Source organism: Kitasatospora sp. NPDC042419 (genome assembly GCF_056437345.1).
Genome location: NZ_JBWKAW010000001.1, coordinates 12,253 through 35,477, shown reverse-complemented (window position 1 = coordinate 35,477; position 23,225 = coordinate 12,253). Strand labels below are relative to the sequence as shown.

The following is a 23,225-nucleotide window of genomic DNA, read 5'->3' as shown; positions in this document are numbered from 1 at the left end:
CTCTGAACCCGTGCTCGGCGCCCGCTCTCGGAACCCGTGTGCGGAGCCCGTGCGCGCCGCCCGGCCCCACGAGGTGCCGGTCAGGCCAGGACGTGCCGCAGGCCCCCGAGCAGGTGGGTGCGGAAGGCCGGGTCCGCGTACGCCTCGGGGGCGTGGCCGAGGGAGGTGTAGAAGGTGGGGACGCCGTCGTGCTCGCCGCACCAGGCGACGGGGTGGCGGTCGGCGAGCCCCATCGCGGCGCCCCGGTAGTCGGCCTCGTCGACGGTGAGCAGCACGCGGGCGCCGCGTTCGCGCGGGTCGGAACGGAAGTCGTACCACTCGTCGGTCCACTCCCAGCGGGCCGGGAGGTGGGCGGTGGCCGGGTGGCCGGCGTCGGCGACCCGGACGGGCGCCGTCTGGATCGGGGGGTGCCGGTCGAACCGGGCACCCACCAGGCCCTCGAACCACGGCCACGCGTACGCGGTGGTGGACGCCGCGTGCACGCCCAGCCAGCCGTGACCGGCGGTCAGGTGGGCACGCAGCGCGTCCTGTCCGGCCTCGTCGAGCACCTCGCCGCCGGTGGAGAGGAAGACCACGGCGGCGTACCGGCGCAGGGTGTCGGGCCGGAAGACGGCCGGGTCCTCGGTGGCGTCGGCGGTGAAGCCGTGCCGCTCGCCGAGCTCGTCCAGCGCCCGGGTGCCGTCCAGGGCCGAGGCGTGCGGGAAGCGGAGGTTGCGACGGTAGATCAGGATCCGTGCCATGGTGGATGATCCTGCCAGGTGGGCGGGGTGGCGGCCGGTCCCGAGGGGCCTTTGCCGGGGCATGGCAGAACATTGGCGTCCGACTGACCGGTGCGCCGGAGCTCGTTCAACGGGTGGCCGTGCGCGGTCAACGCGCCGCTGGAAGAGTCCCGCCCATGGGAACTCCGAACATGGGCGTGCCCGCGAAGCTCGCCGACCGCATGAGCACGGCCGAGCAGCACGAGTACCTGCGAGCCCGGTTCTCCCGCCGCCGGGTGCTGCGCACCGGCGCCGTCTCGGTGGGCGCGCTGGCGGTGGGCGGTGCCCCGGGCAGCGGCACCGCCACTGCCGCGCCGGCCTCCCCGCAGCTGCTGACGGGAGGCACGGCGGCCGGCATCGACGGCTCGCTGGTCGCCCCGATAGGCCGTCACCTGGCGTTCGGGCCCGGGCCGGACGCCCAGTCGGCCGCTCGGTTCGCCGCTCGGTCCGCTGCTCGGTCCGCCGCTCGTCGGGCGGCCGCCACGGGCCCCGGTGCTCAGCGCCGGGGCCCGTACATGATCACGGCGACGCCGGCGAGGCAGACCAGCGCGCCGAGCACGTCGTAGCGGGTGGGCCGGAAGCCGTCCACGGCCACTCCCCAGAGCAGCGAGCCGGCCACGAACACCCCGCCGTACGCGGCCAGCACCCGCCCGAAGTCCGCGTCGGGCTGGAGCGCGGCGACGAATCCGTATCCGCCGAGCACGACGACCCCCAGGCCGGCCAGCCACCACGGCCGGCCCTCGCGCACGCTCTGCCAGATCAGCCAGCAGCCGCCGATCTCGGCGACCGCGGCGAGGGCGAAGAGGACGACGGAGCGCAGAACGGTCATGGAAGCCCAGCCTAGGTGCTCGCCGACCTGCCCCCGGGCCTGTTCCCGGGCCTTCTCGCGACCTGCTCGCGGCCCTGCTCCCGGTCCTGCTCCCGGTCCTGCTCGCGTCCCGCTCCCGGACCTGCGGGGGCAGGGCGGTCGGCGCCGGTCAGCCCAGGGGCCGGCGGATGTCGCGCTCCCTCAGCTCGGTGATCACCCGGGAGACGGCGACGAAGTCGTTGTCCACGTGGAGCACCGCGTAGTCGTGGTGCACGGCGATCGAGCAGAGCAACAGGTCGACCGCGCCGGCCGACCGCTGCCGGCCCTTCTGCGTGAGCTTGTACCGCGCGTTCAGAGCCCAGTCCTCGCCGCCCGTGGGGAGTCCGAGCGCCGGGCCGAACAAGTCGTCCAGCTCTTCCTCCAACTCGTCGCGGTGAGCCGGGCCGGTCGCGGAGAAGAGGATCTCGGCCTTGGTCACCTTGGCGATTCTGAGGAGTCCGGACTCCAGCGGGGCCTTCCACTGGTTCAGCGCCGCGGGTTCACGCATCAGGTGCACGAACCCCGAGGTGTCGATCAGGTAGCCCAGTTCGGGCATGGGTCAGTCCTCCCGACCCGCCTTCCGGGCCCGATGGATCCTCTCCGTCGGGTCGAACTCCCCGCGGGACGTGCGCGCGGACAGTCTCTCCAGAGCCCCCAGCCGCTTCAGCCGGTTGACGTAGTCGGCGAGGGCTCCGTTGATGGTGTCCTTCTTCGTGCTGGTCCCCATCAAGCGCATCGCCTCCGCGAGGATCACGTCGTCGACGTCGACGTTGGTCATGCTCATCTTTCCCCCTTCGTTGATGGCGTGGCAGACCTGTCCACATCATCCACGGCAGTGGCGGGGCTGGGCCCTCACAAGAAGAAATGTCCCGATTGAGCAGAGCGGAGCAGAGTTGGCGCGCCGCACCGGGGCCGGGCCGGTGGCGGGGCTCCGGCCCGGGCGGTGGCGGCCCGGCGAGATTCGAAAGAGAGGGCCTAGACCTGCCGGTAGGTGGCCAGGAAGCGGCCGATCCGGTTGATCGCGGTCTCCAGGTCGTCGGCCCGGGGGAGGGTGACGAAGCGGAAGTGGTCGGGGCGGGGCCAGTTGAAGCCGGTGCCCTGGACGACGTGGATCTTCTCGCGGAGCAGCAGGTCCAGGACGAAGCGCTCGTCGTCGACGATCCGGTGGACGGCGGGGTCCAGCTTGGCGAAGGCGTACAGCGCGCCCTTGGGGCGGACGCAGCTGACGCCGGGGATCTCGTTGAGCGCCCGGTGGGCGACGTCGCGCTGCTCGGCGAGGCGGCCGGTGGGCAGGACCAGGTCGTTGATGGACTGGTGGCCGCCGAGTGCGGCCTGGACGGCGTACTGGGCCGGGACGTTGGGGCAGAGCCGCATGCCGGAGAGCATGGTGAGGCCCTCCAGGTAGTCGGACGCGTGCTGCTTGGGCCCGGAGACGACCAGCCAGCCGCTGCGGAAGCCGGCCACCCGGTAGGACTTGGAGAGGCCGTTGAAGGTGAGGGTGAGGACGTCGTCGGCGAGCGCGGCCAGGCAGTGGTGCTCGGTGCCGTCGTAGAGGATCTTGTCGTAGATCTCGTCGGCGAGGACCATCAGGTGGTGCCGGCGGGCGAGGTCGAGGATGCCCTCCAGCAGTTCCTTCGGGTAGACGGCGCCGGTGGGGTTGTTGGGGTTGATGACGACGATCGCCTTGGTGCGGGCGGTGATCTTGGAGGCGATGTCGTCGAGGTCGGGGTACCACTCCGCCTCCTCGTCGCAGACGTAGTGCACCGCCTTGCCGCCGGCCAGTCGGATCACGGCGGTCCAGAGCGGGTAGTCCGGCATCGGGACGAGCACCTCGTCGCCGTCGTCCACCAGCGCGGTGACGGCCATCTGGATCAGCTCGGAGACGCCGTTGCCGAGGTAGACGTCGTTGACGGTGACGCCGCTGACGCCGCGCTGCTGGTAGTACTGCACGACGGCGCGCCGGGCGGGCAGGATGCCGCGCGAGTCGCTGTAGCCGTGGGCGTTGGGGAGATTGCGGATGATGTCCTGGATGATCTCCTCGGGCGCCTCGAAGCCGAACGTGGCCGGGTTGCCGGTGTTCAGCCGGAGCACGCTGTGCCCGGCCTCCTCCAGCGCGTTGGCCTGGTCGACCACCGGGCCGCGGATCTCGTAGCACACGTCATTCAGCTTGCTGGACTGACGAAACTCCATCTGCGGCCTCCCGACCGTCACACCGCATCGATCCTGGTCGCTTTGTTCTACCAAGTAAGCACTTGGAAAGTCCAACCTTTTGGCTATGCTGATCCACATGTCACGCCGAAGCTACGACCAGTACTGCGCCGTCGCCCGCGCCCTGGACGCGGTGGGGGAGCGCTGGAGCCTCCTGATCGTCCGTGAACTCCTCGCCGGCCCGCGCCGCTACACCGACCTGCACGCCGACCTGCCCGGCGTCTCCACCGACATCCTCGCCGCGCGCCTCAAGCAGCTGGAGGGCGAGGGGCTGGTGGAACGGCGGCGGCTGGAGCGGCCGGCCAACGCCACCGTCTACGAGCTGACCGACCGCGGGGCCGCCCTCCGCCCGGTCGTCGACGCGCTCGGCACCTGGGGCCTCCCGGCGCTCGGCGAGCAGCGGCCGACCGACGCGGTGCGCTCGCACTGGGTCACCGGGACGGCGGGCGGGGAGGCGGGCGGGAGCCCGGAGAGCCCCGGAAGCCCCGGGGGCGCGGTGGGAGAGCCGGCGGACGACGCGGTGCTCGCGGGCTAGGGCGCGTCCTGTGGATCAGTCCGGGTCCGCGGCGTCTGGGTGCGCAGTCCCCCAGCCTTCGGCCGGGAGGTACCCCCACGCCGCGTTGCCGTCGGTCGCCGATGGCCCCAGCCTTCGGCCGGTAGGCGCCCCCATCCTCCGCCTTGCGATGCACGCACCCAGACGCCGCGGGCTCGTCCGACCTGATCCACAAGACACACCCAGCGTCCGTCCGGTGACGGCCTGACGGCCTGACGGCCTGTCCGGGTGGATGCGGATGCGTGCCGTGTGCGTGCGGGGCGTCCCGTGATCCGGGCCGGGCGGGTTGGGTGTGCCGTGCCGCGCCGTGCCGCGCCGGATGTCTGGCGAACGCGACCCGGCCGCGGGGGCGCCCGTGTGGGAGGCGCCGCACCCGCGGCCCGGTGGTGCCGGGAGTCGCCGCCGCGTCCGGATCCCCCGATACCGGCCGTCGATCCGCGCAGACGGCCCGCACTGCTCGCGGCCGTCCCTCCCGACCTGCACCACTCTGCCGGGCGGCGATAAACGGCGGATCGGCATCCGCTTGTCGCCCGCCCCGGCCGAGCGATGGGGCGGGGGTGCCGCCGGAAGGGCCAACGGCGCTGCGCGTACGATCGTCGGGCCATCGAGAAGACTGCGGAGAACGCCGTGCGCCACGCGCCCACCACCTACAGCAGTTACGTCGCCGTCGGAGACTCCTTCACCGAGGGCATGTGCGACGAGCTGCTTCCCGACGGTCACTACCGCGGCTGGGCGGATCGCCTCGCCGACCGCCTCGCCGCCGAGCGCCCGGCCGGCGGCTTCCGCTACGCCAACCTCGCCGTCCGCGGCAAGCTCATCGGCCAGATCCACGACGAGCAGCTCGGCACCGCCGCCGCGATGGGCGCCGAACTGGTCACCCTCGCCGGCGGCCTCAACGATGTGCTGAGGCCGCGCTGCGACGTCGCCCGCGTCGAGGAACTCCTCGGCCGCTCCGCCACCGTGCTGCGCGCCACCGGCGCCACCGTGGTCATGTTCACCAGCACCGACCCGACCCGGCGGATGGCCGGCTCGGCCCGGCTGCTCCCGGCCATCCTGCGGATGAAGGGCTTCGTCCACGAGCTCGCCCAGGACCCGGGCATCGCCGTGGTCGACCTCTTCTCCGCGCCCTGCTTCGACGACCGCCGGCTCTGGGCCGAGGACCGGCTGCACCTGTCGCCGGAGGGTCACCGCCGGGTCGCCGAGGCCGTGCTGGAGGCGCTCGGCCGCCCCGCGGCCTTCGACTGGCGCGCTCCGCTGCCGCCCGCCGCCCCGCCGCGCCGCACCGAGAAGCTGGCCGCCGACGCCCGCTGGGCCCGGACCCACCTGGGCCCGTGGGTCGGCCGCCGGCTCACCGGCCGCTCCTCCGGCGACGGCCGCCCGCCGAAGCGCCCGGAGCTGCTGCCGTTCGAGGAGTGCGAGGCGTAGCAGCCGTCAGGCGGCAGTCGGCAGGTGTGGGACGGACGTCAGGCCAGCCGCAGGGTGTCTTTGCAAAGTCCCGTCGGACCAGGCTGGGGCGGTGGGGCACCGCCCGGCGGGAGGTTCCGGCGGTGGGGGTACCTCCTGGTGGGAGGTCGGGGTGGTGGGGATACCTCCTGATGGGAGACCGGGGTGGTGGGGATACCTCCTGGTGGGAGGCCACGGCGGTGGGAGTACCTCCCGGTGGACGCTGCGGTGGTGGGGTACCTCCCGGCCGGAGGCTGGGGTGGGGGTACCTCCCGGCCGGGAGGCTGGGGTGGGGGTACCTCCCGGCCGGAGGCTGGGGGAGGATTCCCGGTGTCGCGGACCCGGTGGGACTTTGCAAAGTGGGACTTTGCAAAGACTTCTCAGGGCTGCTCGGCTCCCTCGACGTTGGCGATCATCCGGCGCAGCACCCGGAGGGCGGCGGCGTACTCCTCGTCGTCGATGCCCTGGTGGACCACGGCGCGCAGCTCGGTCACCAGCTCGCGCAGCCTCAGTCGGGCGGCCTCCCCGGCGTCGGTGAGGTGCAGGAGCCGCCCGGCGTCGGCGCGGAGCCAGCCGCGGTGGAGCAGCTGGTCGACGACCCGGCCGATCTCGTGCGGCCCGTCCGCGAGCGGCGACAGCTGGGCGACGACCTCCTCGCGGCTCGGCGCCCCAGGCCCACCGTTCACGCGGTTGAGCACCCAGTACTGGGGCTGGGTGACGTCGATCCTGGCCATGGCGTCGCGGAGGTGCCGGGTGACGGCCGCGTGGGCCAGGCCGCTCCAGTAGCCGACGGGCTGGGTGGCCAGCGCGTCGTCGGAGGCGGCCGGATCGGCCGGAGCCTGGTCGGTCGGCGTCCGGTCGATGAGCGTCTCGGTGGTGGTTCCGGGCGGCTGTTCCATGATCACGACGCTACAAGCCACCGCCGGGCCCCCGGCCCTCGGCCCCCGGGTGCCGGGGTGATGCGCCCGGTCCGGTCGGTCCGTTCGGTCCGCCCGGTCCGGTCAGCCCCGGAAGAGGTTGTGGCCGACGTCTGACGGCACCTCGTCCTGGTACGGGGTGCTGTCCGGGCCGGGCACGTGCTCGCCGGGGATCGGCTCGGTGCCCTCGCGGTGCAGCAGGACGACACCGTCCTCCGACCAGAGCGTCCGGTAGCCGTGCGCCAGCAGCAGCTCGATCCTGGCCGCCTGCTCGCGGTCGGTCCGGAACGGGAAGGACCGCTTGTCGGCGCGGATCAGCACGTACTCGCGCCCGCGCGGCTTCTCGTCCACCAGGACCACGTCGGTCCGGGCCGTCAGCCGGGGCGCGGCCTGGTTGTCGGCCTCGACGGAGGCACCGTCCGGGATCCGTTCGGCACCGCGCAGCAGCGCGGCCTCGCTCGCCTTCGGCTGCCAGTAGGCGGGCACGAACAGGTTCGCGACCCCGAGCGGCAGCGCCACCGCGACGGTGACGGCCGCGGCCGCCACGCCGAGGCGCCGGGTCAGGACCCGGTCGTGGTGGCGGCCCAGCACCTCCAGGGCGGCGACCAGCAGGATCGGCCAGAGGAACGCGTCGTAGTGCCGGGCGATCGACCAGTGGTTCGGGTTGCTGGACAGCACCCGCTCGGCGAGCAGCGGCAGGGCGCACAGGATCGTCGCCGAGCGCAGCGGGAGGAGGAACAGCGTGCCGAAGATCCAGAGCAGCAGCAGCGGCTTCAGCGGCGCGTCGACGAAGGCGGAGACGAGCCGGGTCGGGTCGGACAGCACGTTGGCCACGGCCGAGCCGCCGTCCTCGCCGAGCGCCTGGTAGTTCCAGTAGTAGCCGGGCACCCCGCCCATCGCCGGGACCAGCCAGGCGATCGCGACGGCCGAGGCGAGCGGTCCGCCGACCAGCAGGCCGGCGCCCCAGCGGACGGTCTGCCGGCGCCTCGCGGGGTCCGCGTCCCGGCGGGCCCGCAGCGGCAGCACCAGCCCGTACGCGCCGACCGCCAGCCCCATGTCCTCCTTGGTGCAGCAGAGCAGCAGCGCGGCGAGTGCGGCGGTGCCGTAGCGGCGGGCCAGCCCGCGCTCCAGCGTCAGCAGGGTGAGCGGCACCGCGAAGGCCACCTCGTGGAAGCCGCCGCGCGAGGCCACCAGCAGCGGCCAGCCCAGCCCGTACGCGAGCGCGGCCAGGTCGGCGGCACGGCGGGCGGTGCGCGGGTCGGCAGCGGCGAAGCAGTGGTCGGCGACCCGGCGGATCAGCGGCACACCGGCCGCGAAGCAGAGCGCCTGGCCGAGGAGGAGGGAGCGCGGGTCGTCCCAGAGCCAGTAGAGCGGCGCCATCAGGGCGATCACCGGGGAGAAGTGGTCGCCGAGGAGCGAGAAGCCGGGCGGGAACTCGTGGTGGTAGCTCTTCAGCGTCGACACCGGCAGCCCGAGGTGCGCGTAGCCGCGCACGCCCTGGTCGAAGATGCCGAGGTCGAAGCCGCCCAGCTGGGCGGTGGTCCACTGCTGGGCGCCGATGGCCAGGCAGACGGCGAAGCAGAGCACGGTGAACGCGATCGTGCGGGCGCGCGGGGGGAGGCGGAGGGCGGAGGTCCGGCTGGTGGCCCCGGTGGCTACGGCGCCCCCGGTTCCGTCGGTGTCCGGGTACGGCGCCACGTCGTGCCGGGACATGCCTGGTTCCTCCACTGTGCTGTGCTGCTCGAAGTGCTGTGCTGCGCCGTGCCGGGTGCACTGCAGCGCGCTGCGCGGTGCGCGGCGGTGCCGTGCTGCGCGGTGCTGCCTTTCCCCTGTCCGGCGTCCGCGGAGCCGTCCGGATCCGCGTCGGTTCCGTCCTGCTTCCGCCGTCCTTCCGCCCTGACCGTCTCGTCCTGGCCGAACCGACACCGGCCGACCACACTAACCGACCGCCGTTCGGGCCTGTCGGTACGCTCTACAGCGCACCCATCGCACCCGACCGGAGGAACGACAGCACCGTGACCATCCCGAGCCTCGACCTCGTCTCCGACTGCGGGAGCTGCTTCGGGCTGTGCTGCGTCGCGCTGCCGTTCGCCGCCGGCACCGACTTCGCCGTGAACAAGTCCGCCGGCAGCCCGTGCCGCAACCTGCAGACCGACTTCACCTGCGGCATCCACGAGCGGCTGCGCGACACCGGCTTCCCCGGCTGCACGGTCTACGACTGCTTCGGAGCGGGCCAGCACGTGTCGCAGGTCACCTTCGGCGGGCGCAGCTGGCGGGAGGCTCCGGAGACCGGCGGGCGGATGTTCGAGGTGTTCCCGGTGGTGCGGCAGCTGCACGAGCTGCTCTGGTACCTCACCGAGGCGCTCGCCTTCGCCCCCGCCCGCCCGGTCCACGCCGAACTGCGCGCGGCGCTGGAGGAGACCGGCCGGCTCGCCGGCGGCACGCCCGAGGAGATCCTCGCGGTCGACGTGCCCGCGCACCGGCAGAGCGTGGCCGAGCTGCTGCTGAAGGCGAGCGAGCTGGTCCGGGCCGCCGTCCCGCGCCGTCGCGAGCACCGGGGCGCGGACCTGTTCGGTGCCCGCCTGCGCGGTGCGGACCTGCGCGGGGCCAATCTGCGCGGGGCGCTGCTGGTCGCGGCCGACCTGTCCGGCGCGGACCTGCGGCTCGCCGACCTGATCGGCGCGGACCTGCGGGACGCCGATCTGGCCGGTGCCGATCTCACCGACGTGCTCTTCCTCACCCAGGCCCAGCTCAACGCGGCGCGCGGTGACGCGACGACCCGTCTGCCGGAGGCGCTGAAGCGCCCGGGGCACTGGCCGGAGACGGCTCCCGCCGGACCGGCCGGGCGAGGCGGTGGCGGCCGCGGGGCGCAGCCCGGCGGGCAGCGTGACGGCGGCCGGCGTCAGGGCGGGCAGGGACAAGGCCAGGGCCAGGGCCGGAGCCAGGGCAAGGGCAAGGAGCAAGGCCGGAGCGGTCAGGGCCAGGGCGGTCAGGCTCAGGGCGGTCAGGGACGCAGCGGCCAGGGCAATCAGACCGGTCAGGGTGGTGGGCGTCGGGGCGGTGGCGGCGGTGGTGGACGGCAGGGCGGGTCGCGCCCCCGCTGAGGCCCCGTCGGATCGTCGGAGGCCCGGCCGGACTCCTGGCCGGGCGCCCTTCCGGGCGCCTTTCCGGACGTGCCGCCCACCCCGGTGCGGGCGCGGTGGGCCGGCCCGCCGCCGCCCCTGCTCCGCTCTCGGCTCGGGGCGGTGACATCCGCCTGCGCAGGAAGTCGGCCGGTCCGACTTCCTGTGCAGGCGGTGGCCGCGGAGGACTCGCGCGGCCTGGTGGGTCAGCGCACGTCCACGCTCGCGCCGAACTCGTACAGGCCCTCGCTGCCGGGCGCGAGGAGGGCGATCACCTGGCCTTCGCAGTTCTGCTGGGTGTAGACGCGGACGAGCCTGTCGGTGTGGTTGCTCACCGCGAGGGGCCAGAAGTCCCCGTTGTAGCAGCCGCTCGGGTTCTCGTAGCGGTGGCTGCCGACGGTGAGCACGCCGTTGGCGGCGAAGGCGGTGGCGGGCAGGGCGAGGGCGAGCGCTCCGGCCGCGGCGAGCGCGGCGCAGGCGGTGGTGAGACGTCGCATGGGTGGTGTCTCCGGTTCGGCGGGTGGTGCGGATGGTGGGGCGGGTGGCCGCCCCGGCGGGCAGTCTGCATGCGATCCGACGGCGAGTGGCGCGGTGTCACTCGAACGGGGACGGTTCGGCGAGTCGGTCAGGCCGCCGACATCCGCAGGGCGGCCGCCGGACGCCTGCGGAGCAGTGCGCAGGCCGAACCGGCGAGCACGGTGAGCGCGACCCCGGCGAGCGCGTACGCCGAGTCGGCCGGGTGGAGCGGCCAGGCCCAGGGTTCGGGGCTGCCGTCCGGACACCAGCCGGTCGCCGAGCAGAGCAGCGGGACCACGGCCAGTGCCGCGGCGGCCGGGCGGTGGCCCACCAGCGGGTGGAGCAGCAGCGCCAGGCCCAGGTAGCCGGCGACGTCGCGGGCGAGGACGAGGGGGAGGCCGCCCTGCCCGGCCGCGTGGGCGAGGCCGCCGGCCACCGCGCCGGTGGCCGCGACGGCGAGGGCGAGGGCGACGTCCAGGCCGCGCAGGAACCTCCCGGCGACGGCCTCGGTCCGCAGGTCTCCCCGGCCCAGCCCGTGCAGCAGGAGGACCGCCGGGAACAGGGTGATCACGTGCGCGACCAGGAAGTGCCCGGCCTGGCCGCGCAGCACGGGCACCGGCAGTTCGCCGTCCCCGAGCAGCAGGCCGAGGGCGAACGTCGCGGCGAGTGCGACCGCGACGGCCGGCACCGCGCGGGCCTTGCACCACCAGATCACCGGACACCACCCGCCCCGGCGGTCCCCGGCCCGTCCGGTCCGCCCGGTTCACCAGGCTCACCCGGTGCGGCTGCCGGTCCGGCGGCCGGCGGCGGTGTGCCGCACCGTCCGAGCGCCTCCACCGCCCGCCGGTACCAGTCGAGTTGGGCGCCCGGTGGCAGTCGCAGCAGCTGTTCGGCGCGGGCGGCGTCCGCCTCGCCGAACCGTCCGCGGGCGGACGGTGGCACCGTGGCCCCGTCCGGGACCGCCCGCGCGGTGAGCCAGGCGGCGGCCGTGCCCGCCGCCGCACCCGCCGGGTACGGGTCGCCGCGCCTGGCACAGTCCGGGGCCCGGGGGAGCAGGCCGCTGACCACCGCGGGTGCGACGTCCCGCACCCGGGCGTCGGTCGGGACGCCGAGCTCGGCCTCGCCGGGCCCGGGCCGGGCGGCCATGGTGAACACCTCCGGTACCGGCACGCCGTGCCCGGCCAGGGTGTCGGCGACCCGCCGGGTCTCGGCACGGACCAGGGCCGATCGTGCGGCGCCCAGTTCCGGCCAGAGGCAGACGCGCGGCCGTTCGCGGTCGCAGACCAGGGCACCGGCGGACCTGGTCCGGACCGGCTCCGGTCCGAGGTCGCGGGCGGTGTACGCGGCGAGCCCGGTCCCGCCCGCCGTCACCGCCAGCGCGGCGGCGAGGGCGAGCGGCGCGCCCCGGTACCGGATCAGCAGGACGGCGCCCGCGCAGACCGCGGTCGAGAACACCAGCGAACACGCCACCGCCCGACCGTCCAGGACCTGGTCCACCGCGCAGCAGTCGGCGAGCCCGCCGCCGACCAGGTGCCGCGGCCAGTACGTGTCGAACGAGGCCGGGTAGGCGTTCAGGACGAAGCAGCCGACCAGTGCGAGCGGGACGGCGACCACCGGTGCCAGGACCCGTCCGACGATCGAGCCGACCAGGGTGTCGGCGAGCAGCAGCCCGGCCCAGACGGCGAGCACGCCCGGCTGCACCCCGGCCGCCGTGCCGCCCGCCACCGCGGCGGTGCCGAGCGCGGCCGCCATGCCGAGCCCGCCCATCACCGCGACGGGCAGGAGCGCCGGTGCGGTGATGGTCAGCGGGGACCGGACCGGAGAGCGGTCGAAGACCCGGCCGCGGTGCAGCCGTCCGCCCTCCCAGGCTCCGGCGGCCGCGCAGGCGGCACCGGCGAACGGCAGTGCGAGGCTGGCGTGTCCGGCGGCGGCGAGCCCGTAGGCCGGGGTGACCCAGGAGGTCAGGTCGTCGCCGAGCGCGACCAGCACGAAGCCGAGCAGGAACGGCAGCACGCGGGTGCCGGCCGAGACCCGGAGGACGGTGCGCAGCAGCATGTCACGTCTCCCGTTCGATCAGGCGGGCGTACGCGGCCTCGGCGCTCGGGGTGTCGGGGCCGGGTACCGCCGGGCCGGGGGCCGCGGGCCCGGCCATGGTGCCGGTGCCGGTGTCGCTGCCGATGCCGGTGCCGGTGCCGGTGTCGCTGCGGGGCGGGCCGCCACCGGTGGCGCCGACGGCCGCGCCGTCCGCCAGCGCGTGGAAGGCCGCGGTGCTGCCCTGGAACCGGATCCGGCCCCGGTCCAGCACCACCACGTGCCGGTAGGTCTCGGCGAGGTCCTCGGTCTGGTGGGTGGAGACGACCACGCTGACGTCCTCGGTCAACTCCTCGACCAGGGAGCGGAACACCGCCCGCTGGGCCGGGTCGAGCCCGGCGGTGGGCTCGTCCATCAGGATCAGCTCGCTGTGGTGGGCCAGGCAGCCGGCGATGCCCAGCCGGCGGAGCTGGCCGCCGGAGAGCTGGTGGCCGGCCCGGTCGGCGAGCCGGTCCAGTCCGACCCGGGCCAGCGCGCCGGCCGAGGCCTTCCAGGCGGCGGTGCGCGACATGCCCTTCAGCCAGCCGCTGTACGCGACCTGCTCGCGCACGCTGAGCCCCGGGACCGGGGTGACCTGCTGGGGCAGCCAGGCGACCGCGCGCCGGTAGGCGGCCCGGTCGCCGCCGCCGGTCGCCGGGTTGACGCCGTGCCAGCTGACGGATCCCCGGTGCGGGGCCAGCTGGGAGGCGGCGAGGGCCAGCAGGGTGGACTTCCCGGCGCCGTTGGGGCCGAGCAGGACGGTGGCCGGGTTGTCGATCCTCAGGTCGAGGCCGGTGAAGAGGCTCGCCCTGCGGTTGTACTGGTACTCGATGCGGTGGAATTCAAGGGCCATGGCGGGGTCGACGCATTTCGCTCGGGGAATGGGGCCGTCGTTTCCGCGCGTGCCGGCGGACGGGGGCATCCGTCGGCACGCCTCGGCACGTCGGCACGTCGTCGGATCGGAAGGGTCCGGTGCGTGGAGTCCGGTGCGTGGAGTCCGGTGTGTGGGGTCCGGTGTGTGGGGTCCGGTGTGTGAAGTTCGGTGCGTGGAATCCGTCGGAGTCCGGCGGTCGGTGTTCAGTACCTGGTGCTCACGGTGTCCACCCAGAGCTTTCCGCCGCCGCGCACGCCCTCCAGGGCGAAGTAGTAGTCGCCGGCGCTCTGGTCGCCCCAGGCGGAGGTGTCGCAGTGGTTGAGCCGGTAGCCGTAGGACCTGTCCGGGCCGAACACGTCCTTGAAGAGTGCGAGGTCGGCGTTCTTGAAGTCGTTGGTGTCGGTGTTGCAGCCCTGGAGGGTGACGGTGGTGACGGTGTCGTCGCGGTCGCTGTCCGCCCAGCGGCGGGACTCCGACCCGGGCCCCCAGTTGCCGATGTGCGAACTCCAGGAGCCCTCGGCGAGGGCCGGCGTGGCCCCGGCGAACCCGAGCAGGGCGGCGGCCACCAGAACGCCGCGCAGGAGCGAGCGGTTCTCTGCGTGCATGTTCCGTCCGATCTTTTCGGTGACGCCGCCGCGCGGGCGGCGTCATGCAGGCAAAAAGAAACGAGCGGAGGTTCGACCGGAACGGTCACGGTCACCCGATCGGCCGAGCCGCCGCGGGAATGACATTAGCGTGCACGAACAGGTGGCCAGCACCATTTTTTTCGGCCATTCAAACGCGTGAGGCCGAAGGGCGGGGGATTGGCAAGAGCGTGATCGATATTCACCGAAATATTCTTGGGGCGGTGTTGCCCTGGTGAATATCGATCCGCCTTGTCTCTTTTTGAGCGATGGGCCGATTGATTTCTCTTCTATGTGATGGTCATTCCATCAATGGCCTGGCTGGTTCTCGCTGTCGGCCGGCCGGTCGGCGAGCAGTCGTGCGCGCAGTTCGCCGATCAGCGCCTCGTCGAGCCCGACCTTGCCGGTGGCATAGGCGTGCACCGATCCGTGGGCGGCGGTCAGGTCGGCGAGCACGAGCCGGATCACCTCCTCCGGCGCGCGCCCGAACGCCGGCCAGCGCAGCGTGCGCCCCGGGTTGGCGGCCCGCCAGTCGGCCACCAGCCGGGCGGTCACCAGTTCGGTGAGCGCGAAGTCCGCGGCGACGTCGTCCTCGCCGACCCCGAGCAGGGTCAGCACCAGCGCGCCTATCAGTCCGGTGCGGTCCTTGCCGGAGGCGCAGTGGAACACCACCGGCCGGTCGGCCGTGGCGATCACCTCCAGCACCTCCCGGATCTCCGCCGCCCCGTCGTCGGCGACCTCGGCGAACCGGTCGGCCAGGTACCGCCACGGGTCCACGCCCGGGTCGATCTCGGCCTGGTCGTAAGGGCGGTGCTCGATCGAGAGGTTGTGGTACGCGACCCCGTCCAGCTCCGGCACCCGCCCCCGGCGTTCGATCTCCCATGGGTAGCGGAGGTCGATCACGGTTCCGATGTCCAGCGCCCGGAACCGGTCGAGGTCGGCGGGGGAGGTGAGCGTCCCGAGCGAGGCGGAGCGGTAGAGCCGCCCCCGGCGGACGGACCGGCCGTCGGCGGTCGGGTAGCCGCCCAGGTCACGGAAGTTGATCGGGCCTTCGAAAGTGATATGGCGTGTCATGTCCGCACCCTACCGGGTGCCTCGAACGCCGTTCCCGGCGTCGGCCCCGTGCCTCCCGCGCCCCCGGGGCCCACGCCTCCCCGTCCCCCTGGGCGCGCCGCCCTCGCCCTGCCGCTCGCGCCGCAGGGCGGTCACCGGCCGCCGGGGGCTCCGCTCAGTGGGCCTCGGGTGCCGCGACGACCGCGTGGAGCAGCCCCGGGAAGGCCTCGTCGAACTCCTCCCGGCGCAGCGCGTTCAGACGCGAAGTCCCCACGTAGTGCTGGCGGATGAGCCCGGCCTCGCGCAGCACGTGGAAGTGGTGGGTGGCCGTCGACTTGCTGACCGGCAGCTCGATCACCCCGCAGGCGAGGTCCTCGCCGGCCGCGTGCAGCTCGCGGACGATGTGGCGCCGGACCGGGTCGACGAGCGCCTCCAGCACCTGCTGGAGCGTGATCGTGCGGATGTCGGGGTGGGGCGGGACGCGGTCCCGGGTGGTGCCGCGCGGTGCTTCTCGTGTCATCGGTGGTGGACCTCCCGCGGTCATCGTACGACAGCCGTCGAAGTACGACGGGGGTCAAAGTACGACGATCGTCGAAGTTTGACAGGCACCGTACTTTGCGTTTGGCTGAAGGCCGTCGCCACCTATGGGGAAGGGAAGTTGAGCGATGGTCAGGACTGTGCGCTTTCACGAGCTGGGCGGACCGGAGGTACTGCGGCTGGAGGAGGTGCCGCTCGCCGGACCGGGCGCCGGCGAGCTGCTGATCCGCGTCGACGCGATCGGGGTCAACCGGGCCGAGGTGCTGTTCCGCAGCGGCCACTACATCGAGGACGTGCGGGAGTTCCCGGGCCGGCTGGGCGTCGAGGCGGCGGGCGTGGTCGAGGCGGTCGGGCCGGGGGTGACGGGCTTCGCGGCGGGGGACGCGGTGAGCGTGGTGCCCGGCTTCTCGATGAACGACCACAGCGTCTACGCGGAGCGGGCGGTCGTCCCGGCGGACGTCGTCCTGCACCGGCCGGAGGGGCTGGACGCGGTCGGCGGCGCGGCGGTCTGGATGCCCTACGTGACCGCGTACGGCGCACTGGTGGAGACCGGCGGCATGCGGGCCGGCGACACGGTGGTGATCACCGCCGCGTCCAGCAGCGTCGGCCTGGCCGCCATCCGGATCGCCGACCGGCTGGGCGCGGTGCCCGTCGCCACCACCCGGACGGCGGCGAAGCGGGACGCGCTGCTGAAGGCGGGCGCGGCCGAGGTGGTCGTCACGGACGAGGAGGACGTCGCGGAGCGCGTGCTGGAGCTGACCGGCGGCCGGGGCGCGGAGTTCGTCTTCGACGCCGTCGCCGGCCCCGGCGTGGTGGAGCTGGCCAAGGCCCTGGCCCGGGGCGGGACCCTCTTCGTCTACGGCGCGCTGAGCGGCCAGGACACCCCGTTCCCCTCGATGACGTACATGCGCGGCAAGACGATGCGCAGCTACACCCTCTACGAGACCACGCAGGACCCGGCGGGCCTGCGCCGCGCGGAGGCCTTCGTCGCCTCCGGCCTGCGCACCGGCGCCTTCCAGCCCGTGGTCGACCGGGTCTTCCCGCTGGAGGAGATCGCCGACGCCCACCGCTACATGGAGGCGGGCACCCAGGTCGGCAAGATCGTGGTGACGGTCGACCACCGACGGCCGGAGGGCGGCCGGTAGCCGGTGACCGGTAGCCGGCCGTCGGCGGGGCGCTGGGGGCGTCGTCGGCGCGCCGGCGGGGCGCTGAGGGCGTCGATGGGCCGTCGGCAGGGCGTCGGGGCGGGGGCGGGGGCGGGTTCGGGGATCGGCGCCCCGCCCCGGTGGCCCCGGGCCTACGCTGGCCCGCATGGACGCGCGAATCGATCAAGTCCGACAGCTCTGCGACCGCGCCACCTTCGGCGGGGAGGAGGACGTCCTGCCGGAGGCGGAGCTCGCGCTCGACGGGGTCGAGGCGGACCTCGCACTCGCCCGCGGGAAGGTGCTGCACGCCCGCTTCCTCCGGCAGCGCACCGCTGACGAGGGCGAACTCGCCCACTTCCGGCGGGCGTCCGAGCTCTACCGTTCCCTCGGCGACGAACGCGGGGAGGGCGAGGCGTGGTTCTGGATCGGCGTCTACCACCAGGTGGTCCGGGGCGACGGGGAGGCCGCGCTGCCCGCCCTGCACCGGTCCCGCGAGCTCGCGACCGCCGCGGGGGACCGCCGCACCCTCTCCTACGCGCTCCGCCACCTCGGCACGGCCGCCCACACGGCCGGTGAACTCGACGACGCCCGCGCCCTGTTGGAGGAGTCGACCCGCCTCCGTCGTGAACTCGCCTTCCCGGCCGGGGTCGCCGCCAACCTCGTCGGCCTCGCCTACCTGGCCGCCGCCGACGGCCGCCCCGCCGACGGGCTCGCCCTCCTCGACGAGGCGGACGGCCTCGCCGCGGGGGCCGGCGCCGGGGCCGTCCGGGAGTCGGTCGCCGAGGCCCGCGCAGCCCTCGGCCGGGGCTGAGGTCTCCCCGCGGCGGGGGCGGTGCGCCATGATGGACCGGGTGTGACGACGCCTCGGACGTGTCGTCGGATGACCGTGAGCACTGCGACCACGGAGGTCCCTTGGAACGCAACCTCGCGACCTCGGCCGATCGCGCCGACTACCTGGTCGAACTGTCCAACATCGCCTGCCGGACCGATCTCGGCGGCCCCGCCCCGCGTTCGCTGCACCGGCTGCACCTGGTGGTCCGGGCACTGGTGGGGCTCACCGGGGACCGGGGCGTATCCGTCTACCTGGTCGCGGACCGCAGCCTGCTGGGCGGCCGGAGGGAGTTCACCGACCAGGCGGACGTCCGGACGCTCCGGCGGTGGGTCGCCGCCGGGCTGGTGGAGGAGGTGCCGGACGCCGACGAACGCGTCCTGGAGCTCGCCGGCATGACCGGCATCCAGGTCGTCACCGGCGACTACTACGACGACTTCCGCCTCGAACACCCGTGGATCCAGGGCAACACCTGGCAGTTCCTGAAGCCCGAGCCGGCCCGGCGGGGCACGGTGCGGCTGGTGCCGCTCGACATGGGGTACCGGACGGGCGCCGAGATCTCGAAGAAGATGGAGCTGTCCGCGCTGAAGAAGCAGGGGCTGCTCACCCCGGCCCGCAAGCCGCTGGTCGAGGTCGTCGGCCGGGCCTGGCGCTGCCCCGAGCGGCGCTGCACCCTCTACAGCGTCCACAGCGGGGGCCGGGTGATGCTCCCGCGCATGCGCCAGGGCGTGCCCACCTGCGAACTGCACGGCACCCCGCTGCTCGACGACGGCGTCCGGCCGGGCGCCGCACAGTTGAAGGTGGTCGTCGACGCGGAGTGCGTGGCCCGGTACACGCTCGACGAGGGCTCGCAGACGGTGGTCGGGCGGGCGCCGGGGACGGCCGACGGCATCGCGCTGCACGCCCTGCTCTCGCCCGCGCTCGCCGCCCGGGTGAGCCGCCGGCACGTGGTGGTGTCGGTGCGCGGCGGCTCGGTGGTGGTGCGGGACACCAGCACGTACGGCAGCCGGCTGCGCGCGGCCGGCCGGCGCGGCCGGCTGGGCCCCTGGGAGCAGTTGCCGCCCGAGGCCGACCGTCCGTTCCGGCCGGGGGACGAGGTCGAACTCGCGCCGGGGCTGGTGCTGACCCGCAGCGGCCGCCGCTTCCCCGCCGAACTGGCCGGTTCCTGGCGGTCGGAGGCCGCTCGCCGGCCGCTCCCGCCGGGCGCGGCGGAGCCGACCCGGATCTTCTAGGGCCCGTTCGCGCGGTCCGTGCGCGCCGGCCTTTCGCGCGGTCCGTGCGTGCGGTCCGTGCGCACGGTCCGCGCGCACAGAGCGCCTGACCGGTGCGGACGCGGCACCCGGTGCTCCCGAACTCCGGCCGGGAGTCGGCCGGTTCGTGCGCTCGGGCGGACGCGGCTCACACGCTGCGGTCCGCCAGCACCTCCCGGATGACGTGGCGGGCGTTGGCCGCGAGGGGAGGGTTGGTGGTGCGGTAGTACGGCAGTTGGACGAGCGCGATGGACAGGGCCCGGGCGCGGCCGCGTTCCCAGGCGGCGTCGTCGACGGCGAGGGCCGTGCGGAAGGCGGGGCGGGCGGTGCCGGGGAGGAGGTTCCAGGCGGCGGTCAGGTCGACGGTCGGATCGCCGACCCCCGCCAGGCCGAAGTCGAGGACGGCGCTCAGGCGTTGGCCGCGGAGCAGGAGGTTGCCGGGGGAGAGGTCGCCGTGGATCCAGACCGGCGGACCGGACCGGTCGGGGATGCGAAGGGCCTTGTCCCACAGGGTGGTCGCGGCGTCCGTGTCGATCATTCCGCGTAACCGGCCGATGGCCGCCCGGGTGGCGGCGTCGCGGGTGGCGAGCGGTGTGCCCCGGGCGGCGGCCGGGGCGTCGGAGGTCGGCTCGACGGTGCGCAGTGCGGTGATGAACCCGGCCAGGTCGTAGGCGAGTTGGACCGGTTCGGCGATCGATCCGACGGTCGGGTTGACGCCGTCCAGCCAGCGCAGCACCGACCAGTTCCAGAGGTAGCCCGAGGCGGGGCGGCCGTGGCCGAGCGGTTCGGGGACGGGCACCGGGAGGCGGCGGGCTAGGCGGGGGAGCCAGTACTGCTCGCGCGTGACGCCGTCGGCGGCCCAACCGGCCCGGGGGAGGCGGACGGCGAGGTCCGGGCCGAGCCGGAACATCGCGTTGTCCGTCCCGGTGGAGGCGACCCGCTGCAGCGGAAGCCCCTTCCACTGCGGGAACTGGGCGGAGATCAACCGTCGGACCAGGCCGGTGTCGATGTCGGGTTCGTCGTCGTGCATGCGGTCGGGCGTCCGGGCGGCTGCGCACATGCCCGGCACTGTACGCCTGGACCGGCAGGTGATCGCGCCCTTTTCGAACACTAGGGTGGGATCGTGAAGACTTCGTGGGAGCGTTGGGTTTCGTGGGGGGCGCTCGGTGGTGCGGTGGTGCTGGTCGGAGCCGCCGCCGTCGGCCGGCTCAGCGACCGTTCCGGCGGGCTGCTGGTGCTTCGGGACCTGCTGGGCCACGGGCTGGGCTTCATGACCTCGGCGCTGGTGCTGTTCCTCGTCGCGATGGTGCTGCTGCGTTGGAACGTGTGGGTCCGGACCGTCCTCGCCGGCGTCGCGGGCTGCCTGCTGCTGCTCTCCGTGCCGGTCTGGATACTGGCCGACGACGGTCCCGTCGAGACCCGGAGCGAGCCGGCCCCGGGCCGCCCCGACCGCCGTCTGGTGGTCGAGGAGGGGCACGCGATGATCGACCCGCTCTGGTACGTCTCCGTCGACGAGGGGTCGGGCCTGGCCACCCGCCGCTGGCACGTCGCCTTCGTCAACGGCGACTGGAACTCCCTGCGCGAGGTCTCCTGGGAGTCGGCGGACCGACTGCGCGTGGTGACCGGGACGGAGAGCCACCTGATCCGGATCTCCGAGAGCGGGCGCCCCGACCGCACGGTCGACGACGGGTACTGATCCCGCCGGAGCGGAGCCTGCTCCGCCGTCCGTCCGCTCTCCGTCCGCTCTCCGTCCGCCGCCCGCTCCGCCGTCCGCTCCGCCGTCCGTCCGCCGCCTCTCCTCCCGCGGACCCCGCCGCCCACGCGCCACGCCCGGGGTGGTGGGGGCGGGCCGGGGTGTCGTCGGCAGCTGCCAGAATGCGGGGGTACGGACAGCAACTCTGAAGAAGGTGACCGGCTTCGTGACCACGCCAGTCGAACAGGCGGCCCGACAGGCCCAGCAGGCGATCGAGCGGAAGATCGCCGAGGAGCTGGGCGTCCGCGAGGGGCAGGTGAAGTCGGCGGTCGACCTGCTGGACGGCGGTGCGACGGTCCCGTTCGTGGCCCGCTACCGCAAGGAGGCCACCGGCTCGCTGGACGACGCGCAGCTGCGCACGCTGGAGGAGCGGCTGCGCTACCTCCGCGAGTTGGAGGAGCGCCGCACCGCCGTCCTGGAGTCGATCGAGGCCCAGGGCAAGCTGGACGACGCGCTGCGCGCGCAGATCCTCGCCGCCGACTCCAAGGCACGGCTGGAGGACATCTACCTGCCGTACAAGCCGAAGCGGCGCACCAAGGCGCAGATCGCCCGCGAGGCCGGGCTGGAGCCGCTCGCGGACACGCTGCTCGCCGACCCCTCGCAGGACCCGGCGGCGCTCGCCCCGCAGTTCCTCAACGAGGCCGTCGCCGACGCCCCCGCCGCCCTGGAGGGCGCCCGGGCGATCCTGGTCGAGCGGTTCGGCGAGGACGCCGACCTGGTCGGTTCGCTGCGCGAGCGGATGTGGACGCGGGGCCGGATGGTCGCCACCGTCCGCGAGGGCAAGGAGCAGGAGGGCGCCAAGTTCGCCGACTACTTCGACTTCGCCGAGCCGTTCACCCGGCTCCCCTCGCACCGCATCCTGGCGATGCTGCGCGGTGAGAAGGAGGAGGTGCTGGACCTCGACCTCTCCCCGTACGACGGCGAGGAGACGGGCGACCTGCCCGGCGCGGGCGACTACGAGCAGCGGATCGCCGCCCGGTTCGGGATCGCCGACCACGGCCGCCCGGCCGACAAGTGGCTCGGCGACACCGTGCGCTGGGCCTGGCGCACCCGCATCCTGGTCCGCCTCGGCATCGACCTGCGCGGCCGGCTGCGCCAGGAGGCCGAGGACGAGGCGGTGCGCGTCTTCGCCGCCAACCTGCGCGACCTGCTGCTCGCCGCCCCGGCGGGCACCCGCGCCACCATGGGCCTGGACCCGGGCTTCCGCACCGGGGTGAAGGTCGCCGTCGTGGACGCCACCGGCAAGGTGGTCGCGTACGACACGATCCACCCGCACCAGCCGGCCAACAAGTGGGACGCCGCACTGGCCACGCTGGCGGCGCTCGCGAAGAAGCACTCCGTCGACCTGGTCGCGATCGGCAACGGCACCGCCTCCCGCGAGACGGACAAGCTCGCCGAGGACCTCCTCAAGCGCCACCCGGAGCTGAAGCTCACCAAGGCGATGGTCAGCGAGGCCGGCGCCTCGGTCTACTCGGCCTCGGCGTTCGCCTCCCAGGAGCTGCCCGAGCTGGACGTGTCGATCCGCGGCGCGGTCTCGATCGCCCGCCGGCTCCAGGACCCGCTGGCCGAACTGGTCAAGATCGACCCCAAGTCGATCGGCGTCGGCCAGTACCAGCACGACCTCAGCGAGGTGAAGCTCTCCCGCTCGCTGGACGCGGTGGTCGAGGACTGCGTGAACGCGGTCGGGGTGGACGTCAACACCGCCTCCGCGCCGTTGCTCACCCGGGTCTCGGGCATCACCGGCACGCTCGCCGACAACATCGTGGCGCACCGCGACGCCAACGGGCCGTTCCGCACCCGCAAGGCGCTGAAGGACGTGGCCCGGCTGGGCCCGAAGGCCTTCGAGCAGTGCGCGGGCTTCCTGCGGATCCCGGACGGCGACGACCCGCTGGACGCCTCCAGCGTCCACCCCGAGGCGTACCCGGTGGTGCGGCGGATCCTCGCCGCGACCGGCGGGGAGCTGCGCGAGCTGATCGGGAACGGCACCCGGCTGCGGGCCCTGCGGCCGGGCGACTTCGCCGACGCGACCTTCGGCATCCCGACCGTCACCGACATCCTCGGCGAGCTGGACAAGCCGGGCCGCGACCCGCGCCCGGCGTTCCGCACCGCGACCTTCAAGGAGGGCGTCGACAAGATCGGCGACCTGGAGGTCGGCATGGTGCTGGAGGGCGTGGTGACCAACGTCGCCGCGTTCGGCGCCTTCGTGGACGTGGGCGTCCACCAGGACGGGCTGGTGCACGTGTCGGCGCTGTCGCGGAACTTCGTCAAGGACCCGCGCGAGGTGGTCAAGCCGGGCGACATCGTGACCGTCCGGGTCACCTCGGTGGACGTGCCGCGCAAGCGGATCGGGCTCACGCTGCGGCTGGACGACGAGGTCGGGCGCGGGCCCGGGGAGCGCGGCGGCGACCGCGGGGGCGAGCGCGGCGGCGAGCGCCGGGGCCCCGGTGAGCAGGGCGGCCGCCAGCGGCAGGCCGGCGGCGGGCGGCCGCCGCGCCAGGACCGGCGCGGGTCGGGCGGCGCGTCCGGCGGGTCCGGCGCTCCGGCCCCGGTGGGCAACAGTGCCATGGCGGACGCGCTGCGCCGGGCCGGGCTGACCGGCGGTGAGCAGCAGGGCCGGGGGTCGGGCGACCGGCGTTCCGGCAGGCGCTGAGGTCCGGACGGCCCCGGGCCGGCGGACGGGGTCCTCCCGTCCGCCGGCCCGGGGCCGTCGGTCCGCTCACGCCGGCC

Annotated in this window: 22 protein-coding genes and 2 pseudogenes; 9 read left to right on the top strand and 15 right to left on the bottom strand. The window is 74.3% G+C overall.

Features of this window, described 5'->3' with window-relative positions:
* Window positions 1-80: 80 nt before the first annotated feature.
* Window positions 81-740: a ThuA domain-containing protein gene (locus AC067J_RS00190; RefSeq protein ID WP_478295676.1), complete on the bottom strand. Its 660-nt coding sequence runs from the start codon at window positions 738-740 to the stop codon at window positions 81-83.
* Between the two features lie 155 nt (window positions 741-895).
* Here AC067J_RS00190 and AC067J_RS00185 point away from each other — a divergent pair, with 155 nt between their 5' ends.
* Window positions 896-1,324, top strand: coding sequence for a hypothetical protein (locus tag AC067J_RS00185; RefSeq protein ID WP_478295675.1), 429 nt, complete (start codon window positions 896-898; stop codon window positions 1,322-1,324).
* On the opposite strand, the gene AC067J_RS00180 is transcribed toward AC067J_RS00185, so the two are convergent.
* The 4 genes from AC067J_RS00180 to AC067J_RS00165 all read right to left on the bottom strand — a co-directional run bounded on the left by AC067J_RS00180 (window position 1,255) and on the right by AC067J_RS00165 (window position 3,795).
* The gene (locus AC067J_RS00180) at window positions 1,255-1,587 is read right to left on the bottom strand and encodes a YnfA family protein (protein WP_478295674.1); all 333 of its coding nucleotides are present in this window, start codon (window positions 1,585-1,587) and stop codon (window positions 1,255-1,257) included. The genes AC067J_RS00185 and AC067J_RS00180 overlap by 70 nt on opposite strands.
* 148 nt (window positions 1,588-1,735) lie before the next feature.
* Complete coding sequence (locus AC067J_RS00175; RefSeq protein ID WP_478295673.1) at window positions 1,736-2,161, bottom strand: PIN domain-containing protein; 426 nt, start codon at window positions 2,159-2,161, stop codon at window positions 1,736-1,738.
* Between the two features lie 3 nt (window positions 2,162-2,164).
* Window positions 2,165-2,389 carry a type II toxin-antitoxin system VapB family antitoxin gene (locus AC067J_RS00170; protein ID WP_478295672.1) on the bottom strand — a complete coding sequence of 75 codons (225 nt, stop codon included), beginning with the start codon at window positions 2,387-2,389 and terminating at the stop codon, window positions 2,165-2,167.
* Window positions 2,390-2,580: 191 nt separating this feature from the next.
* The gene (locus AC067J_RS00165) at window positions 2,581-3,795 is read right to left on the bottom strand and encodes a pyridoxal phosphate-dependent aminotransferase (protein ID WP_478295671.1); all 1,215 of its coding nucleotides are present in this window, start codon (window positions 3,793-3,795) and stop codon (window positions 2,581-2,583) included.
* 97 nt (window positions 3,796-3,892) lie between these two features.
* On the opposite strand from AC067J_RS00165, the pseudogene AC067J_RS00160 reads away from it, so the two are divergent.
* Together AC067J_RS00160 and AC067J_RS00155 are read left to right on the top strand one after the other, a co-directional pair.
* Window positions 3,893-4,243: pseudogene (locus tag AC067J_RS00160) on the top strand (winged helix-turn-helix transcriptional regulator); the annotation flags it as partial.
* A gap of 813 nt (window positions 4,244-5,056) precedes the next feature.
* Entirely contained in the window at window positions 5,057-5,791 is a 735-nt protein-coding gene (locus AC067J_RS00155) for an SGNH/GDSL hydrolase family protein (protein ID WP_478296336.1), read from the top strand.
* Between the two features lie 398 nt (window positions 5,792-6,189).
* Here the strand turns inward: AC067J_RS00155 and AC067J_RS00150 are convergent, their stop codons facing one another.
* Together AC067J_RS00150 and AC067J_RS00145 are read right to left on the bottom strand one after the other, a co-directional pair.
* Window positions 6,190-6,708: a MarR family winged helix-turn-helix transcriptional regulator gene (locus AC067J_RS00150; protein WP_478295670.1), complete on the bottom strand. Its 519-nt coding sequence runs from the start codon at window positions 6,706-6,708 to the stop codon at window positions 6,190-6,192.
* A 102-nt stretch (window positions 6,709-6,810) separates the two neighbouring features.
* Window positions 6,811-8,439 carry a DUF2079 domain-containing protein gene (locus AC067J_RS00145; protein ID WP_478295669.1) on the bottom strand — a complete coding sequence of 543 codons (1,629 nt, stop codon included), beginning with the start codon at window positions 8,437-8,439 and terminating at the stop codon, window positions 6,811-6,813.
* Between the two features lie 272 nt (window positions 8,440-8,711).
* On the opposite strand from AC067J_RS00145, the pseudogene AC067J_RS00140 reads away from it, so the two are divergent.
* Window positions 8,712-9,542 (top strand): annotated as a pseudogene (locus AC067J_RS00140) (pentapeptide repeat-containing protein); the annotation flags it as partial.
* Between the two features lie 512 nt (window positions 9,543-10,054).
* On the opposite strand, the gene AC067J_RS00135 reads toward AC067J_RS00140, so the two are convergent.
* From AC067J_RS00135 to AC067J_RS00105, 7 genes are all read right to left on the bottom strand, one after another.
* Window positions 10,055-10,345 carry a hypothetical protein gene (locus AC067J_RS00135; RefSeq protein WP_478295668.1) on the bottom strand — a complete coding sequence of 97 codons (291 nt, stop codon included), beginning with the start codon at window positions 10,343-10,345 and terminating at the stop codon, window positions 10,055-10,057.
* 128 nt (window positions 10,346-10,473) lie between these two features.
* Complete coding sequence (locus tag AC067J_RS00130) at window positions 10,474-11,079, bottom strand: hypothetical protein (protein ID WP_478295667.1); 606 nt, start codon at window positions 11,077-11,079, stop codon at window positions 10,474-10,476.
* Window positions 11,076-12,419: a DUF7224 domain-containing protein gene (locus AC067J_RS00125; protein ID WP_478295666.1), complete on the bottom strand. Its 1,344-nt coding sequence runs from the start codon at window positions 12,417-12,419 to the stop codon at window positions 11,076-11,078. Before AC067J_RS00125 ends, AC067J_RS00130 begins: the two co-directional genes overlap by 4 nt.
* A gap of 1 nt (window position 12,420) precedes the next feature.
* On the bottom strand, window positions 12,421-13,287 hold the full coding sequence (locus AC067J_RS00120; RefSeq protein ID WP_478295665.1) for an ATP-binding cassette domain-containing protein: 867 nt from the start codon (window positions 13,285-13,287) through the stop codon (window positions 12,421-12,423).
* 224 nt (window positions 13,288-13,511) lie between these two features.
* Window positions 13,512-13,913: a hypothetical protein gene (locus tag AC067J_RS00115; RefSeq protein WP_478295664.1), complete on the bottom strand. Its 402-nt coding sequence runs from the start codon at window positions 13,911-13,913 to the stop codon at window positions 13,512-13,514.
* Between the two features lie 327 nt (window positions 13,914-14,240).
* Entirely contained in the window at window positions 14,241-15,005 is a 765-nt protein-coding gene (locus AC067J_RS00110; protein ID WP_478295663.1) for a tyrosine-protein phosphatase, read from the bottom strand.
* Window positions 15,006-15,159: 154 nt separating this feature from the next.
* Window positions 15,160-15,504 (bottom strand): ArsR/SmtB family transcription factor, encoded by a 345-nt coding sequence (locus AC067J_RS00105; protein ID WP_478295662.1) that lies wholly within the window; start codon window positions 15,502-15,504, stop codon window positions 15,160-15,162.
* 145 nt (window positions 15,505-15,649) lie between these two features.
* Here AC067J_RS00105 and AC067J_RS00100 point away from each other — a divergent pair, with 145 nt between their 5' ends.
* From AC067J_RS00100 to AC067J_RS00090, 3 genes are all read left to right on the top strand, one after another.
* On the top strand, window positions 15,650-16,666 hold the full coding sequence (locus AC067J_RS00100; RefSeq protein WP_478295661.1) for a zinc-dependent alcohol dehydrogenase family protein: 1,017 nt from the start codon (window positions 15,650-15,652) through the stop codon (window positions 16,664-16,666).
* A gap of 166 nt (window positions 16,667-16,832) precedes the next feature.
* The gene (locus AC067J_RS00095) at window positions 16,833-17,477 is read left to right on the top strand and encodes a tetratricopeptide repeat protein (protein WP_478295660.1); all 645 of its coding nucleotides are present in this window, start codon (window positions 16,833-16,835) and stop codon (window positions 17,475-17,477) included.
* 101 nt (window positions 17,478-17,578) lie between these two features.
* Window positions 17,579-18,727 carry an FHA domain-containing protein gene (locus AC067J_RS00090; protein WP_478295659.1) on the top strand — a complete coding sequence of 383 codons (1,149 nt, stop codon included), beginning with the start codon at window positions 17,579-17,581 and terminating at the stop codon, window positions 18,725-18,727.
* A gap of 166 nt (window positions 18,728-18,893) precedes the next feature.
* Here AC067J_RS00090 and AC067J_RS00085 read toward each other — a convergent pair whose 3' ends face one another.
* Window positions 18,894-19,805 (bottom strand): aminoglycoside phosphotransferase family protein, encoded by a 912-nt coding sequence (locus tag AC067J_RS00085; RefSeq protein ID WP_478295658.1) that lies wholly within the window; start codon window positions 19,803-19,805, stop codon window positions 18,894-18,896.
* A 63-nt stretch (window positions 19,806-19,868) separates the two neighbouring features.
* Here AC067J_RS00085 and AC067J_RS00080 point away from each other — a divergent pair, with 63 nt between their 5' ends.
* Both AC067J_RS00080 and AC067J_RS00075 read left to right on the top strand, forming a co-directional pair.
* Window positions 19,869-20,441, top strand: coding sequence for a hypothetical protein (locus tag AC067J_RS00080; protein WP_478295657.1), 573 nt, complete (start codon window positions 19,869-19,871; stop codon window positions 20,439-20,441).
* Between the two features lie 223 nt (window positions 20,442-20,664).
* Window positions 20,665-23,148, top strand: coding sequence for a Tex family protein (locus AC067J_RS00075; protein WP_478295656.1), 2,484 nt, complete (start codon window positions 20,665-20,667; stop codon window positions 23,146-23,148).
* The last annotated feature ends 77 nt before the right edge of the window (window positions 23,149-23,225 follow it).

Excerpts from the sequence above, each read along its gene's own strand:
- AC067J_RS00190 (WP_478295676.1), bottom strand. The coding sequence starts at position 740 with ATGGCACGGATCCTGATCTACCGTCGCAACCTCCGCTTCCCGCACGCC.
- AC067J_RS00185 (WP_478295675.1), top strand. The coding sequence starts at position 896 with ATGGGAACTCCGAACATGGGCGTGCCCGCGAAGCTCGCCGACCGCATG.
- AC067J_RS00180 (WP_478295674.1), bottom strand. The coding sequence starts at position 1,587 with ATGACCGTTCTGCGCTCCGTCGTCCTCTTCGCCCTCGCCGCGGTCGCC.
- AC067J_RS00175 (WP_478295673.1), bottom strand. The coding sequence starts at position 2,161 with ATGCCCGAACTGGGCTACCTGATCGACACCTCGGGGTTCGTGCACCTG.
- AC067J_RS00170 (WP_478295672.1), bottom strand. The coding sequence starts at position 2,389 with ATGAGCATGACCAACGTCGACGTCGACGACGTGATCCTCGCGGAGGCG.
- AC067J_RS00165 (WP_478295671.1), bottom strand. The coding sequence starts at position 3,795 with ATGGAGTTTCGTCAGTCCAGCAAGCTGAATGACGTGTGCTACGAGATC.
- AC067J_RS00155 (WP_478296336.1), top strand. The coding sequence starts at position 5,057 with ATGTGCGACGAGCTGCTTCCCGACGGTCACTACCGCGGCTGGGCGGAT.
- AC067J_RS00150 (WP_478295670.1), bottom strand. The coding sequence starts at position 6,708 with ATGGAACAGCCGCCCGGAACCACCACCGAGACGCTCATCGACCGGACG.
- AC067J_RS00145 (WP_478295669.1), bottom strand. The coding sequence starts at position 8,439 with ATGTCCCGGCACGACGTGGCGCCGTACCCGGACACCGACGGAACCGGG.
- AC067J_RS00135 (WP_478295668.1), bottom strand. The coding sequence starts at position 10,345 with ATGCGACGTCTCACCACCGCCTGCGCCGCGCTCGCCGCGGCCGGAGCG.
- AC067J_RS00125 (WP_478295666.1), bottom strand. The coding sequence starts at position 12,419 with ATGCTGCTGCGCACCGTCCTCCGGGTCTCGGCCGGCACCCGCGTGCTG.
- AC067J_RS00120 (WP_478295665.1), bottom strand. The coding sequence starts at position 13,287 with ATGGCCCTTGAATTCCACCGCATCGAGTACCAGTACAACCGCAGGGCG.
- AC067J_RS00115 (WP_478295664.1), bottom strand. The coding sequence starts at position 13,913 with ATGCACGCAGAGAACCGCTCGCTCCTGCGCGGCGTTCTGGTGGCCGCC.
- AC067J_RS00110 (WP_478295663.1), bottom strand. The coding sequence starts at position 15,005 with ATGACACGCCATATCACTTTCGAAGGCCCGATCAACTTCCGTGACCTG.
- AC067J_RS00105 (WP_478295662.1), bottom strand. The coding sequence starts at position 15,504 with ATGACACGAGAAGCACCGCGCGGCACCACCCGGGACCGCGTCCCGCCC.
- AC067J_RS00100 (WP_478295661.1), top strand. The coding sequence starts at position 15,650 with ATGGTCAGGACTGTGCGCTTTCACGAGCTGGGCGGACCGGAGGTACTG.
- AC067J_RS00095 (WP_478295660.1), top strand. The coding sequence starts at position 16,833 with ATGGACGCGCGAATCGATCAAGTCCGACAGCTCTGCGACCGCGCCACC.
- AC067J_RS00085 (WP_478295658.1), bottom strand. The coding sequence starts at position 19,805 with ATGTGCGCAGCCGCCCGGACGCCCGACCGCATGCACGACGACGAACCC.